Genomic DNA, 12,750 nt, shown 5'->3' on the forward strand with positions numbered 1-12,750 from the left:
CGGCTCACTTTTGAAAAGCCGGAATGCCGGCCCAGACAAAAGTAAGCAAAACGCTCTTGCCCCACCACTCGGCACCTCGCCCAGGCTCGGTGTGCCTGTAATCCGCCAGCGTGGTTTAACGGGGCGCCTAAGATCAAAAGCAGATCAAGATAAAGAGCGGCTCGCTTCGCATCGTGGTTACCGTTGAGCTAACAGAGTTATGTAGATACCTATGCTGGGATTGCGGTACATCAGTCAACAATGCATTGACTGACACACCGCACTCGCAGGCAAGCCAGCTCCCACTTTTTGCTCTGCGGTGCCCTCAATTTTTTCAATCAGCCAAAAAACTGAAAAATTAACTTGCGCACTAAACATTAGCGCTATACATTCGCCTCACCAACTACTTAGCGCGCAAATGTTTAGCGCTAAACATACAGAGGAACGCCCCATGCAAACGCTCTATACCGCAGTAGCCACCGCCACTGGCGGCCGTGATGGTCGCGCCGTTTCCAGCGACAATATCCTCGACGTCAAACTGTCGACTCCCAAGGAGTTGGGTGGCGCCGGTGGCCAGGCCACTAACCCCGAGCAATTGTTTGCTGCCGGCTACTCCGCCTGCTTTATCGGCGCACTGAAATTCGTTGCCAGCCAGACCAAACGCAAAATCCCGGATGACGCTTCGATCACCGCCCACGTTGGCATCGGCCAGATCCCTGGCGGCTTCGGCCTGGATATCGACCTGCATGTCAGCCTGCCGGGCCTGGCCCAAGATGACGCGCAAAGCCTGGTCGACGCCGCGCACCAGGTCTGCCCGTACTCCAACGCCACCCGTGGCAACGTTGATGTGCGCTTGCATGTAACGGTCTGAAAAACAGACGCCCATGAAAAAGCCCGACTCAAAGTCGGGCTTTTTTCGTATCGCCGGGGCCAGAATTACTTCTTGGCGCGACCTTTGTACGAACCACCTTCACGGGTGTCGATCTCGATCATGTCGCCGATTTCGATGAAGTCTGCAACGCTCAGCTCGGTACCGTTCTTCAGTTTGGCAGGCTTCATCACCTTGCCGGAAGTGTCACCGCGAGCCGAACCTTCGGTGTAGTCAACCTGACGCACGATGGTGGTCGGCAGCTCTACGGAAACCAGGCGATCTTCGAAGAAGATAGCTTCGCAGACGTCTTCCATGCCTTCTTCGATGAACGGCAGAACGGCTTCGATATCTTCAGCGTTCAGCTCGTACATGGTGTAGTCGGTGGTGTCCATGAACGTGTAGGTGTCGCCGCTGATGAAGGACAGGGTCGCTTCTTTGCGGTCGAGGATTACGTCGTCCAGTTTGTCATCGGCGCTGTAGACGATCTCGGTCTTGTAACCGGTCAGCAGGTTCTTCAGCTTGGTCTTCATGATTGCGCTGTTACGACCAGACTTGGTGAACTCAGCTTTCTGAACCAGCCAAGGGTCGTTTTCGAGACGGATCACTGTACCGGGTTTCAGTTCTTTACCAGTTTTCATTGCGTATATCCGAAATTTGGATGGGATTGACAAAAATCAAGGTGGCGTATCATATCCAACTTTCATAAAACTGTACCAGCGCCGTCGCAAGATCGGCCTGCAAGCCTTGTTCCAGACACCACTTCTCAGCGTGCTGGGTGACCTCGGGCCAGTGTTCCAGCAGCATTTTCCAGGACTGTGCCATATCGCCATCAGCGTTCCAGGCTTGCCAGAGCGTGACGACGGCAGCCTTGGCGGCCGGTGAAAGTGCGGCAGTGTACAGTTCCAGGAAGGCATCGAGCTTGTCCAGGTGGATGTCTTCGTCCTGGCGGTAGATGTGCCATAGCATTGGCCTCCCCGCCCACTGGGCACGCACGAACGAGTCTTCGCCACGTACGGCGTTGAATTCGCAGCACCATAGCAATCGGTCATATTGCTCCTGACGCACGAATGCAATCACCTGAACGGTCAGCGCGCCGCGCACCTGAATGTCTCCCGCCGACAAACTGCTCACCCCCAGCCAGCGCTGCACATCCCCCAGAATGCGCCCTTCCGGCACCAGCAAGTGCGTCCCACGCCCATCGGCTGCCAGCACGTCCAGCCAGCCAGCCAAGCCATCATTCTCATAGGCAAACAGCGACATCAAACGCGCGCCGGCCGTCGGAGCAACGCCCAGGCTTTGCAGGAACTGTTGCTGCGCGGCGGCGTCCTGCTGAAACGCCCGGCGTCGCTCCAACAAGCCGGCTTCACGCAACAGGCCGCCGGTGCCAGGGCGAAATCCGGGGAAGAAAAAGTATTTCTGCACGCCTTTGTACTTCACCGAAGGCAAGCGATGACAACCTACCACCCAGTCTTCAGCGCTGAGGTAATCCAGGTTCATCCACAATGGCGCACGTTCACACTCGGCCATGCGGTCCATGTACTCAGGCGGTAGCTGGCAGGCGAACGCAGCAATCACCACATCGGCCGGGTGCGCGCCCGCCCACTCGGCCGGCCAGTGACGCACTTCGACGCCCTCTTGCCATTGCTGGCCCACCTGCACATCAATGTCCGGGCACATGCGTTCGAAGGCGCGCAGGTCATCGACCCACAAGCGCACGTCACAGCCATGCTCCACCACCAACTGCCGGGCCAGGCGCCAGGTCACGCCGATGTCGCCGTAGTTGTCGACGACACTGCAAAAAATATCCCAGCGGGCTTTCATTCCGGGCTCCATCAATCAAAGGTTCGATTGTCCGCATAAATGCGTGGATGCAGAAGGCTTGATCGCGATTATTCTGCACGGAGGCTGTGCGACAATCACCATCATGCCGTCAATGCCTGCCAGGAGGCCCTTATGTCTGACCGTCCGTTATCGCTGTTCAAGCTCTGCATCGCGATTGCCGCCGGCGTGTGGCTAGGGTTTATCGCCATTGCGCTGACCGCCTGGCTGGCGTCTCGCTACCTGTTCCCCCAGAGCCTGGCGCCGGTGGCACAGGCGGTTCAGCAATTGGGTAAACCGGCGATGGTTGAGCCGCAGCCACCGAACCGTCTGTTCGAACAGTACCAACAGAACCTGCAAAAACAGGCACAACAACAGGCCCTGGACCAGGCCCGAAGCAACGCGCGTAACCTGTCCAACCCCAAATGCCAGTTCTGGCTGCAACAAGACCAGAACGCCCCCAATGAAAAGACGCGGGCCAATGTCCTGCAATTCTGCGATTGATGCCAAATACCGCCATGAATAAACACGCCGTGCTCCAGTTGATCCTGGAAAAGCTCACCGTCGACCTCGACATCATCCAACGCGCCGCGCAGACCGCCTACGAAACCGCGACCCACGAAGAAAACATTGCCGAGAACAAATACGACACCCTCGGCCTGGAGGCTTCGTACCTGGCCACCGGGCAGGCCCGGCGAGTGGAGGAGATCAAGCAATCGCTGGTGCTGTGCCAGCAACTGCAGCTACGTGCATACGATGATCGACGCGGAATAGAGATCGGCACGCTGGTGGGCCTGGAAGACGAGGACGGTCGTCAGCAATGGCTGTTCCTGGCGCCGGATGCAGCGGGTTTGAAAGTGGATGTGGTCGGGCAACCGGTGACCGTCATCACGCCGCGCTCGCCGTTGGGCAAAGGCCTGTTGGGCAAGCGTATCGATGAAGAGGTGGAGATTCTGGTGGCCGGCGCTCGGCAGTACTTTACGGTTACCGAGGCCAGATAACCTACACCCCTGTAGGAGCGAGCTTGCTCGCGAAGAAACGCAAGGGTGCTGCATGCTACCTGGCGCCCCGCGTTAACGTTGGCGATCTTCGCGAGCAAGCTCGCTCCTACAGGGTCACCGCGGTCAGTGGACGGGCAATTCAACGCCGTCGAACAACTCTTCCAGCTCTTGCTTGTTGTGGCACTGGATCGCCTTGGCCATCACTTCACGGGTCAGGTGCGGTGCGAACTTCTCGATGAAGTCGCACATGAAGCCGCGCAGGAAGGTACCGCGACGGAAACCGATCTTGGTCACGCTGGACTCGAACAATTCGCTGGCATCCAGCACCACCAGGTCTTTGTCCAGGTTGGTGTCGACCGCCATCTTGGCGACGATCCCGACGCCCAGGCCCAGGCGAACATAGGTCTTGATCACGTCGGCATCGGCAGCGGTGAACACCACCTTGGGCGTGAGGCCGCGATGGCTGAACGCTTCGTCGAGCTTGGAACGGCCGGTAAAGCCGAACACGTAGGTCACGATCGGGTATTCAGCCAAGGCTTCCAGGGTCAGCTTCGGCAGCTTGGCCAAAGGGTGCCCCTGGGGCACAACCACGCAGCGGTTCCAACGGTAGCAGGGCATCATTACCAGGTCGCCGAACAATTCCAGGGCCTCGGTGGCGATGGCAAAATCGACGGTGCCGTCAGCGGCCATTTCGGCAATCTGCATCGGCGACCCCTGGTGCATGTGCAGCGCTACGTCCGGGTATTGCTTGATGAAATCACGGATCACCGGCGGCAATGCATAGCGCGCCTGGGTGTGAGTGGTGGCGATCGACAAGGTGCCTTTCTTCTCGTTGGAGAACTCCTGGGCGATCTGCTTGATGCTTTCGACTTTACGCAGGATCTCGCCGGCGGTGGTGATGATGCGCTCGCCAGCTGGAGTGACGCGGGTCAAGTGTTTGCCGCTGCGTGCGAAGACTTCGACGCCCAACTCGTCTTCGAGCAGGCGGATCTGCTTGCTGATACCAGGCTGCGAGGTATAGAGGCTTTGAGCGGTAGCGGAAACGTTGAGGTCGTGGTGCGCCACTTCCCAGATGTAGCGCAGTTGTTGAAGCTTCATATGAATCCCTCAAAGCAGATAGACGCCACGGTATCAGCGACGGTATATAACTATATTAAAGGTTTAACGGATAAATCTAGAACTTTTTATCGTTTTTACCGATCAACTATCGTCACTGCGCCGACGCTGCAGCGACGGCACCAGGTAAACCGGCACCGGGGACAACTGCAACACCCGTGCGGCGGTACGCCCAAGGGGGACGGCCACGCCGGTTGCCTGGCTATGACTGCCTACGACCAGCAAGTCGACGGACAGTTTTCGCAACTGGTCGAGAATCACCTCGCAAGGATCCCCTTGGATAACCTTGACCGAGCGAATCCATTGCAGGTCCTGTTCCCCTTCCTCCCACTCCTCGCGAAAGCTGTCCAGCACGCGCTGTTCAATCGTCGCCATCACCGTGCTCAGCCCCTTGCTCTGCCATTCGCTCAAGGCGGTTTCATCAAGGTAGCTCTGCAACACCGATTCGGCGAACAAGCCAATGGGCTCGACCACGTGGATCACATACAGGTCAGCCTTGAACGTTCGCGCCAGCGCCACTGCATGTTGCATCACATAGGGTGCATACAGACCGAGGTCCGTGGCAAACAGCATCGAGCGAATCATAAAACCTCCTGGACTGCCAGGATGGCGGGAATTGAATGAGCTTAGCAGCTAGCTCTCGGTCTGGATTCTCAACTCATTGCTGATGCCATGGGGCACGTGCCCGGTGGCCACTACCTCCCTGGCTTTCTCGCAATGGCCGGCCTGGTCATCGAAAAACACATCGGCGGCAAAGGCTTCCAGAAACGCGGATTTTTCCAGGCCACCGAGGAACAGCGACTCGTCCAGGCGGATATCCCACTCGCGCAACGTGCGGATCACGCGTTCATGGGACGGTGCCGAACGTGCGGTGACCAATGCGGTACGGATCGGGCAGGCCTCATCGGCAAACTCGCGTTGCAACAGGTTCAGTGCCGCCAGGAAGCCCTTGAACGGACCGCCGTGCAAAGGCTGGCGCGCCGACTCTCGCTCGCTGGCCTGGAAGGCTGCCAGCCCGCCGGCCTGGTAGACACGCTCGGACTCATCGGAGAACAGCACGGCATCGCCATCGAATGCGATGCGCAGCTCTTCGCTGGAAGCGCGGCGCGGGCCGCCGGACAAAATCGTCGCGGCCGCAAACCCGGCATCGAGGGCACTGCGCACATCTTCAGCATGGGTGGAGAGAAACAGATGACAACCGAAGGCGGCCAAATAGGGATAGGGACTACGCCCGCCTACGAAAGCGGCGCGGGAAATATCCAGGCCGTAATGCTGGATCGAGTTGAACACCCGCAGCCCGGTATCGGCACTGTTGCGCGACACCAACACCACCTCGACCCGCGCACGCCCCAGGCTGGCATTCAGGCTCAGCAGCTTCTTGACCAGCGGGAAGGCATCGCCAGGCTCGAGGGTTTCTTCCTCGTGCTCGATCTGGTATTTGCGGTAAGCCTCGACCCCTTCAGCCAGATAAACCTTGTGGCTGTCACTCAGGTCGAACAGCGCTCGTGAGGAAATCGCCAGCACCAGTTTGTCAGCCAATCCCTTCACCATGGTAGTTCCCCCCAATCAGCGGTTGTGCCGATCAATAAAACTCAAGGCCTGATAGAGCGCCTGCATGCGTGGCAGTTCGCAACCGGCCGCTTTGGCAGCGGCCAAGGGGCGGGCGTAGATGGCCGCCAGCTCCAGCGGCCGCTTGTGCAGATGGTCGTGGTACATGCTGGGCAGGTAGTCGTCCATGGTTTCTGTCATGGCGAACATCTGCCCAGCGTAACTGGCAGGAATTTCATGCCCGCAGGCATGAGCGCCCTGCACCACCTCGGCCATCAGCGCCTGGATCAACTCGCGGCTGGACTCATCTGCCATCATGGCCGTGGTGCCCGTACCCAACAACACAGAGAGGCCATTGAACGGCACGTTCCAGACCAGCTTGTGCCAACGCGCCAGATCCACATTGGCCATGGCCTGGGACTCGATGCCAGCTTGATGAAACAGCCCGGCGCCGGCTTCGACAATCGCCTGTTGCCGCACCTCATCGTTGGCCGCCGTGCCACTGTGATAGCCCAGGTTGACCCGGCCCAGCGCCTGATGCTCGACCACACCGGGGGCCGAGCGGTGCACACCGATGTAGCACAGGCCGCCCAACAGATGTAGCGACGGCGGCAGGTGTTCACGCAGGCTGTCTTCCACATCGAGGCCGTTTTGCAAGAGCACCACTTTGGCGTCCGGCGCCGCCACCTGGGCGATGGTTGGCGCCAAGTCCACATTGCCGGTGGACTTGGTGCCCACCAGTAGCCAGTCGCACGGCGGCATGTCGGCGGCGCTGGCATAGGCCTGCACCGGATGCAGATGCAGTTGCCCATGCACCGTACTGTTGACGTGCAGGCCATGCCTGCTCACCGCGGCATATTCGCTGCGCAACAGGAAATGCACATCGAAGCCGGCACGCGCCAGCATCAGTCCGTAGTAACCACCAATGGCACCGGTACCGATAATGCCAATGCGTGGCGACGGGGCTGCAACTGCTGTCATGGCAAATCCTCTGGTATTCGATTGAGCGCCTGGTTTACGCATTCAGCGAGGTCGGATGCTGTAAGACGTGCCTGTAATTGCCCAAGGAATTGACCCTCGCACACCAAGAACAACGCCGGCAAATGAAAGATCTGGTAGCGTTCCACCGCACCGCCGTTGTGCCCGGCATCCACCCAGCACACGCGGTCCACCGGCAAGTGCCAGCCAGGCAACTGCTGGCGTGCCCAGCGGCAACTGGCACAACCGACACTGGTGAACACTACCAGCGAAATACCTGGCAATCCCAGCAATTGCTGGTCAATATCCAGGTCGGTCAATTCCAGTTCCTTCACTATACTGCTGCCATTGCCGTCAACTGGACGGCGCTCGGAGTCCGTGTACATGGGTCGTTTTTTACCTCACCCTGATGATGTCGCTGTCGAGTTGATCCAACGTCCCTCTCCCGCCCTGCCCCGCCAACGCCTGCATACTATCGGCCGCGGCGGCGTCGCCTGCAATTGGCCACGTGCCTGGCGCGCCGGCACGGCGGTTGATCTGCATATCCCTTCCCTGGGGCCCAGCGCCCGTTATCCGGGCTATGTCGCCTGGTGCCGCAAAGTCGAACAGGGCTATCGCATCGGTATTTGCTTTACCGATGAACACGCCTTGTTCGGTGCGCGAATGGGTGAGCAAGTGTGCCAGATCGAGCGTTACTGCCGCCTGCACGAAGATGCCGAGCCAACGCCTGCGCAACTTGAAGCCATGGCCCGTGACTGGGTGTCGCGCCATGCTGGCGAGTTCTCCCATGAGGCGATTGTGTAGCCAGCGCTGGATTAAACCGGGCTTTGCCCATTGTCGCGGGCCCGTGTTACGCGCTAAGGTTCCTCCCCCCTGCATTCAAATCATGCTGTGCCCGCCGCACGGGGATAGCTGGCGGCCGGCACCCGTGACCCTGGCGAGTAACACGATGGCTGATTTACCGATCAATGACCTTAACGTTGAATCCAACGAGACCCTGATCACCCCCGATCAGCTCAAGCGCGAAATCCCCCTGAGCGACGCTGCCCTGCAGACCGTCACCAAGGGCCGCGAAGTCATCCGTGACATTCTCGACGGCACCGACCACCGCCTGTTCGTGGTGATCGGGCCCTGCTCTATCCACGACCTCAAGGCCGCCCACGAATATGCCGAGCGCCTCAAGGTGCTGGCGGCAGAGGTGTCCGACACCTTGTACCTGGTCATGCGCGTGTATTTCGAGAAACCGCGTACCACCGTCGGCTGGAAAGGCTTGATCAACGACCCATACCTGGACGACTCCTTCAAAATCCAGGATGGCTTGCACATCGGCCGCAAGCTGCTGCTGGACCTGGCTGAAATGGGCCTGCCCACCGCAACCGAAGCCCTCGACCCGATCTCCCCGCAATACCTGCAGGACCTGATCAGCTGGTCGGCCATCGGCGCACGTACCACCGAATCCCAGACCCACCGCGAAATGGCGTCCGGCCTGTCCTCGGCCGTAGGCTTCAAGAACGGCACCGACGGCGGCCTGACCGTGGCGATCAATGCGCTGCAATCGGTCTCCAGCCCTCACCGTTTCCTGGGTATCAACCAGGAAGGCGGCGTGTCCATCGTGACGACCAAGGGCAACGCCTACGGTCACGTGGTGCTGCGTGGCGGCAATGGCAAGCCCAACTATGACTCGGTCAGCGTCGCATTGTGCGAACAGGCACTGAACAAGGCCAAGATCAAGCCAAACATCATGGTTGACTGCAGCCACGCCAACTCCAACAAAGACCCGGCGTTGCAGCCGCTGGTGATGGAGAACGTTGCCAACCAGATCCTGGAGGGCAACCAGTCGATCATCGGCTTGATGGTCGAGAGCCATTTGAACTGGGGTTGCCAGGCGATTCCAAAAGACTTGGCCGATTTGCAATACGGCGTGTCGATCACCGATGCCTGCATCGACTGGTCGGCCACTGAGACCACCCTGCGCAGCATGCATGCCAAACTCAAGGACGTGTTGCCCCAGCGCAAACGCACCTGAGCCAATACCTGTTTCGCGCACACAAAAACGCCGGGCCAAGCCCGGCGTTTTTTATTGGCAACTGGTCAGTTACAACTTCGCAGCATGGCGCTGGTGGCGCTCCATATAGCGTTCGACATAGGAGCATGAGGGGATCACCGTGTAGCCAGCCTCTTCGGCAAACTTCAAGGCTTCCTCGGTCAACGCAGCCGCAATGCCTCGCCCCCGCAGTGCGTTGGGCACGAAGGTGCGATAGATATCCAGGGTCTGCTTCCCGAGGTCCATGTAGGTCAGGTAGGCACGATGACCGTCCACATTGGTCTCGAACTGATGACCAGCCTGGTCATGGTGGATGGACAACGCCTCGCTCATCACTACTCCTCGCGGGTCTGAATTAACGACCCTACCTTACCGATGTTTTTCCGGCGAAGGAACATCTACGCCACCCCGTGCCGGTTTCGACAGCGAGAAAACCGTGAGCGCTCACAACCAGCACATAGGGAATAGTAGGCACCAATCCTGAAATTGCTCAAGGCGCACTCGTCATCCCCTGCCGCTGGTGGATATAGAAAGGGCCTCGATCAACCGGTGACCGATAGCCTGAACATTGCCGGCAGTTGAACCTTGAGACGAACTGGCGCACTTAAAGTCACCTCTAGATGCGCGAAAGATGCCTTGCGCAGTAAAGCCAAGCGCAACCAAAGTGCCCCGCTTCGTTATATAAAATTTCATCTGTTTACAAGGCTTAACACATGCGGGCCGGCCCTTTCAGCCTGGATCCAATGTTCGTCGAGGTGCAAAAATCTGGACAGTTTTCATACAGACCGCCAAAAGATTAGCCAAAATAGATTCGGCACAAGAATTTTTTTTGCTTCTTGCGCAACGTCAGTTTACTTACTACAAGTAATGGGTAGTATGTACGCCGGCTATTAGCTCACTCTGAGAAAGTAGCCATTAAATTGAAAGTCCTTGAAGGGGAACACGATGAACAACGTTCTGAAATTCTCTGCTCTGGCTCTGGCCGCAGTTCTGGCTACCGGTTGCAGCAGCGTCTCCAAAGAAACCGAAGCTCGTCTGACTGCAACTGAAGACGCAGCAGCTCGCTCCCAGGCCCGTGCAGACGAAGCCTACCGTAAAGCTGATGAAGCTCTGGCTGCTGCTCAAAAAGCACAACAGACTGCTGACGAAGCTAACGAGCGCGCTCTGCGCATGCTTGAAAAAGCAAGCCGCAAGTAATAATCCTTCGGGGTTGTTATCAAGCCGATCCATTTATGGGTCGGCTTTTTTTTGCCTTTGATTTGGCCCGCGCCACCTGTAGAGCGCGCTTGCTCGCGAAGATGGTCAACGATAACGCGGGCGTCCTGAATGTCAGCGGCGCCCTCAGGTTTTTCGCGAGCAAGCTCGCTCCTACAGCAGGTCGGCTGGGGTACTGGAGGCCACGGGCGCCGCGCCTGGCACTCCAATTTCGGTCGGCAAGCCATCCTCGGCGGCGACCACATCACGCACCTGGTCCCAGTTGACCCGCAGGTTATTGGACAGGTCTTCGCGCTTGAGCAACGCATTGATGACCGCGGTGTGCTTGTCGACCACCGAGGGCGTACCGTCATCGTTCAACGGCGTGTGAGCCTCAAGGTAAACCTTGCCACCACTGCTGCCGAACTTGTACGCATCATTGATGATGCGCACTGACGTGCCTACCGGCACCATGCCCGCCATTTCCAACACGTTGTTATTGAACATGCGGAAGCAACCGTGGCTGGTGCGCGTGCCGATACCAAACTTCATGTTGGAGCCGTGAATCAGGTAACCCGGCGTGCCCAGGGTGAACTTGAAGGGCCCCAGCGGATTGTCCGGGCCGGCAGGCACCACGTTGGGCAGCGGATCACCGTTGGCGGCGTGTTCGGCCTTGATCGAGGCCGGTGGCGTCCAGGTCGGGTTCGGCGTCTTGGCGATGATACTGGTATGGGCGATCGGCGAACCCCAGCCTTCCCGGCCAATGCCCAGGGGGAAGGTATAGACGACGTTTTGGCCTTTTGGATAGTAGTAGAGCCGGTATTCCGCCAGGTTGATCACAATGCCTTCCCGCGGCCCGGGCGGCAGGATAAAGCGTGTCGGCAGCACAATCTCGGTGCCCGCCCCCGGCAACCAGGCATCGACACCCGGGTTGGCCGCAACCATTTCCGAATAGCCCAGGTCGTAGGTGGTGCCAAGGTCGGCAAAGGTGTCTTCGTACTTGGCCTTGATCACTTGGACCTGGCCAACAATGTCCTCACCGGGCGGCGGCAAGGGCAACTGCAAGGCCGCCGCCGAACCCGCCGCACAAAGCGCAGCAAGAGACAGGCAGCAGGTGACGACGGAAAGGCGCGACAACATCCGGAAAATCCTTCGCAAGACGACGGGTAGGTTAAAAGCGAGCTACAAGCTTTCAGCCGCTAGCTTACAGCTTACAGCTTGATGCTTGCAGCTGCTTCTATAACTCGAAGCGCAGCTCCGGCCAGATCGGCGGAGTGCCGCGCTTTTGCGATTCGAGAATTGCCCGGCATAACGGGCAGAGTCGCTGGTCTTGGAAAATCGAGCGGTTGACCGATGACCAGCGTGGCTGTGCCGGCAATAGAGTGCCGCAGAGCGTGCGATCGATCGAGCCGCCCAGTTCCAATTGACGCGCCACCAAATGCACCCGCACTTCCTGGCAGGCGAACAGGTCCAGCTGCTCGTCCGGCTCGATCAGTTGGTAGTTAAACAGGGACCAGGCAGGGCGCGACATCGAGGGCTCCAAATCGGGGGGGCGCCACCTTAGCCGAAAGCCTGCCGGTAGAAAAGCGTCATAACAGCGGTTTTAGCGTTGGCCAGACATTTTCCAGCAACTTGTCTTGCGCCGCGACTGCCGGGTGTAGCCCGTCAGCCTGCATCAACTCCGGATGGCCACCCACGCCCTCGAGGAAAAACGGCACAAACGGCACCTTTTCTTTCTGTGCCACATCACCGAATACCTTGGCAAAGGCTTCGACATAGCGTTTGCCGTAATTGGGCGGAATCTGCATGCCCAACAGCAGCACCTTGGCGCCGCTGTCCCGGGACTGCTGGATCATCGAAGCAAGATTTTGTTGCAATTGCGCAGGCGGCTGGCCGCGCAACCCATCGTTGCCACCCAACTCGATCACCACAACGTCCGGTTTGTGCGTTGCAAGCGCCGCGGGCAGCCGCGCGAGGCCTCCCGCGCTGGTGTCGCCACTGATGGAAGCATTGACCACTTTATCGTCAAAACCCTCCTGCTTGAGCCGTTGCTCCAGCAACGCGACCCACCCTTTGCGGGTATCCAGGCCGAAACCGGCACTGATACTATCGCCAACGATCAGGACTGTACCCGCCGCTGCGTTCTGGGCCATGCACATCAAGGCCAGGCCAGCACTCAAAAACCACACTCGCATCGGATT

Annotated in this window: 17 protein-coding genes; 6 read left to right on the forward strand and 11 right to left on the reverse strand. The window is 58.8% G+C overall.

Features of this window, described 5'->3' with window-relative positions:
- Nucleotides 1–430: 430 nt before the first annotated feature.
- On the forward strand, nucleotides 431–850 hold the full coding sequence (locus ACTJLA_RS25185) for an organic hydroperoxide resistance protein (RefSeq protein ID WP_034126737.1): 420 nt from the start codon (nucleotides 431–433) through the stop codon (nucleotides 848–850).
- A gap of 65 nt (nucleotides 851–915) precedes the next feature.
- Here the strand turns inward: ACTJLA_RS25185 and ACTJLA_RS25190 are convergent, their stop codons facing one another.
- Together ACTJLA_RS25190 and earP are read right to left on the reverse strand one after the other, a co-directional pair.
- Nucleotides 916–1,488 carry an elongation factor P gene (locus ACTJLA_RS25190; protein ID WP_032892737.1) on the reverse strand — a complete coding sequence of 191 codons (573 nt, stop codon included), beginning with the start codon at nucleotides 1,486–1,488 and terminating at the stop codon, nucleotides 916–918.
- 49 nt (nucleotides 1,489–1,537) lie between these two features.
- Nucleotides 1,538–2,671, reverse strand: a complete 1,134-nt coding sequence (earP, locus tag ACTJLA_RS25195) for an elongation factor P maturation arginine rhamnosyltransferase EarP (protein ID WP_314548401.1) — start codon at nucleotides 2,669–2,671, stop codon at nucleotides 1,538–1,540.
- A 132-nt stretch (nucleotides 2,672–2,803) separates the two neighbouring features.
- Here earP and ACTJLA_RS25200 point away from each other — a divergent pair, with 132 nt between their 5' ends.
- Together ACTJLA_RS25200 and ACTJLA_RS25205 are read left to right on the forward strand one after the other, a co-directional pair.
- Nucleotides 2,804–3,172 carry a hypothetical protein gene (locus ACTJLA_RS25200; protein ID WP_213153978.1) on the forward strand — a complete coding sequence of 123 codons (369 nt, stop codon included), beginning with the start codon at nucleotides 2,804–2,806 and terminating at the stop codon, nucleotides 3,170–3,172.
- Between the two features lie 14 nt (nucleotides 3,173–3,186).
- Complete coding sequence (locus tag ACTJLA_RS25205) at nucleotides 3,187–3,669, forward strand: transcription elongation factor GreAB (RefSeq protein ID WP_314548398.1); 483 nt, start codon at nucleotides 3,187–3,189, stop codon at nucleotides 3,667–3,669.
- Between the two features lie 123 nt (nucleotides 3,670–3,792).
- Here the strand turns inward: ACTJLA_RS25205 and cysB are convergent, their stop codons facing one another.
- The 5 genes from cysB to ACTJLA_RS25230 all read right to left on the reverse strand — a co-directional run bounded on the left by cysB (nucleotide 3,793) and on the right by ACTJLA_RS25230 (nucleotide 7,697).
- A complete protein-coding gene (gene cysB, locus ACTJLA_RS25210) occupies nucleotides 3,793–4,767 on the reverse strand; it encodes an HTH-type transcriptional regulator CysB (RefSeq protein WP_003189876.1) in 975 nt (324 codons plus the stop codon).
- Nucleotides 4,768–4,869: 102 nt separating this feature from the next.
- On the reverse strand, nucleotides 4,870–5,370 hold the full coding sequence (locus ACTJLA_RS25215; protein WP_034126733.1) for a universal stress protein: 501 nt from the start codon (nucleotides 5,368–5,370) through the stop codon (nucleotides 4,870–4,872).
- A gap of 48 nt (nucleotides 5,371–5,418) precedes the next feature.
- A complete protein-coding gene (locus ACTJLA_RS25220; RefSeq protein ID WP_034126732.1) occupies nucleotides 5,419–6,336 on the reverse strand; it encodes a 5'-nucleotidase in 918 nt (305 codons plus the stop codon).
- Nucleotides 6,337–6,351: 15 nt separating this feature from the next.
- On the reverse strand, nucleotides 6,352–7,314 hold the full coding sequence (locus ACTJLA_RS25225) for a putative 2-dehydropantoate 2-reductase (RefSeq protein ID WP_236453386.1): 963 nt from the start codon (nucleotides 7,312–7,314) through the stop codon (nucleotides 6,352–6,354).
- The gene (locus ACTJLA_RS25230) at nucleotides 7,311–7,697 is read right to left on the reverse strand and encodes a hypothetical protein (protein ID WP_034126730.1); all 387 of its coding nucleotides are present in this window, start codon (nucleotides 7,695–7,697) and stop codon (nucleotides 7,311–7,313) included. The genes ACTJLA_RS25225 and ACTJLA_RS25230 overlap by 4 nt, the downstream gene beginning before the upstream one ends.
- Between ACTJLA_RS25230 and ACTJLA_RS25235 the strand changes: the two genes are divergently transcribed.
- A complete protein-coding gene (locus tag ACTJLA_RS25235; RefSeq protein WP_034126729.1) occupies nucleotides 7,696–8,115 on the forward strand; it encodes a pilus assembly protein PilZ in 420 nt (139 codons plus the stop codon). The genes ACTJLA_RS25230 and ACTJLA_RS25235 overlap by 2 nt on opposite strands.
- 145 nt (nucleotides 8,116–8,260) lie before the next feature.
- Entirely contained in the window at nucleotides 8,261–9,337 is a 1,077-nt protein-coding gene (locus tag ACTJLA_RS25240) for a 3-deoxy-7-phosphoheptulonate synthase (RefSeq protein WP_003189871.1), read from the forward strand.
- A gap of 69 nt (nucleotides 9,338–9,406) precedes the next feature.
- On the opposite strand, the gene ACTJLA_RS25245 is transcribed toward ACTJLA_RS25240, so the two are convergent.
- Nucleotides 9,407–9,688: a GNAT family N-acetyltransferase gene (locus ACTJLA_RS25245; protein WP_003189869.1), complete on the reverse strand. Its 282-nt coding sequence runs from the start codon at nucleotides 9,686–9,688 to the stop codon at nucleotides 9,407–9,409.
- A 612-nt stretch (nucleotides 9,689–10,300) separates the two neighbouring features.
- On the opposite strand from ACTJLA_RS25245, the gene oprI reads away from it, so the two are divergent.
- A complete protein-coding gene (gene oprI, locus ACTJLA_RS25250; RefSeq protein WP_003172710.1) occupies nucleotides 10,301–10,552 on the forward strand; it encodes an outer membrane lipoprotei OprI in 252 nt (83 codons plus the stop codon).
- Nucleotides 10,553–10,723: 171 nt separating this feature from the next.
- On the opposite strand, the gene ACTJLA_RS25255 is transcribed toward oprI, so the two are convergent.
- From ACTJLA_RS25255 to ACTJLA_RS25265, 3 genes are all read right to left on the reverse strand, one after another.
- Nucleotides 10,724–11,689, reverse strand: coding sequence for a L,D-transpeptidase family protein (locus ACTJLA_RS25255; RefSeq protein ID WP_003189867.1), 966 nt, complete (start codon nucleotides 11,687–11,689; stop codon nucleotides 10,724–10,726).
- A 97-nt stretch (nucleotides 11,690–11,786) separates the two neighbouring features.
- On the reverse strand, nucleotides 11,787–12,080 hold the full coding sequence (locus ACTJLA_RS25260; protein WP_003189866.1) for a hypothetical protein: 294 nt from the start codon (nucleotides 12,078–12,080) through the stop codon (nucleotides 11,787–11,789).
- 58 nt (nucleotides 12,081–12,138) lie between these two features.
- Nucleotides 12,139–12,744, reverse strand: coding sequence for an arylesterase (locus ACTJLA_RS25265; RefSeq protein WP_034126728.1), 606 nt, complete (start codon nucleotides 12,742–12,744; stop codon nucleotides 12,139–12,141).
- Between the last annotated feature and the right edge of the window lie 6 nt (nucleotides 12,745–12,750).

It is taken from the genome of Pseudomonas sp. 22072 (assembly GCF_052046095.1).
In the GTDB taxonomy this organism is placed as follows: Bacteria; Pseudomonadota; Gammaproteobacteria; order Pseudomonadales; family Pseudomonadaceae; genus Aquipseudomonas; species Aquipseudomonas paracarnis.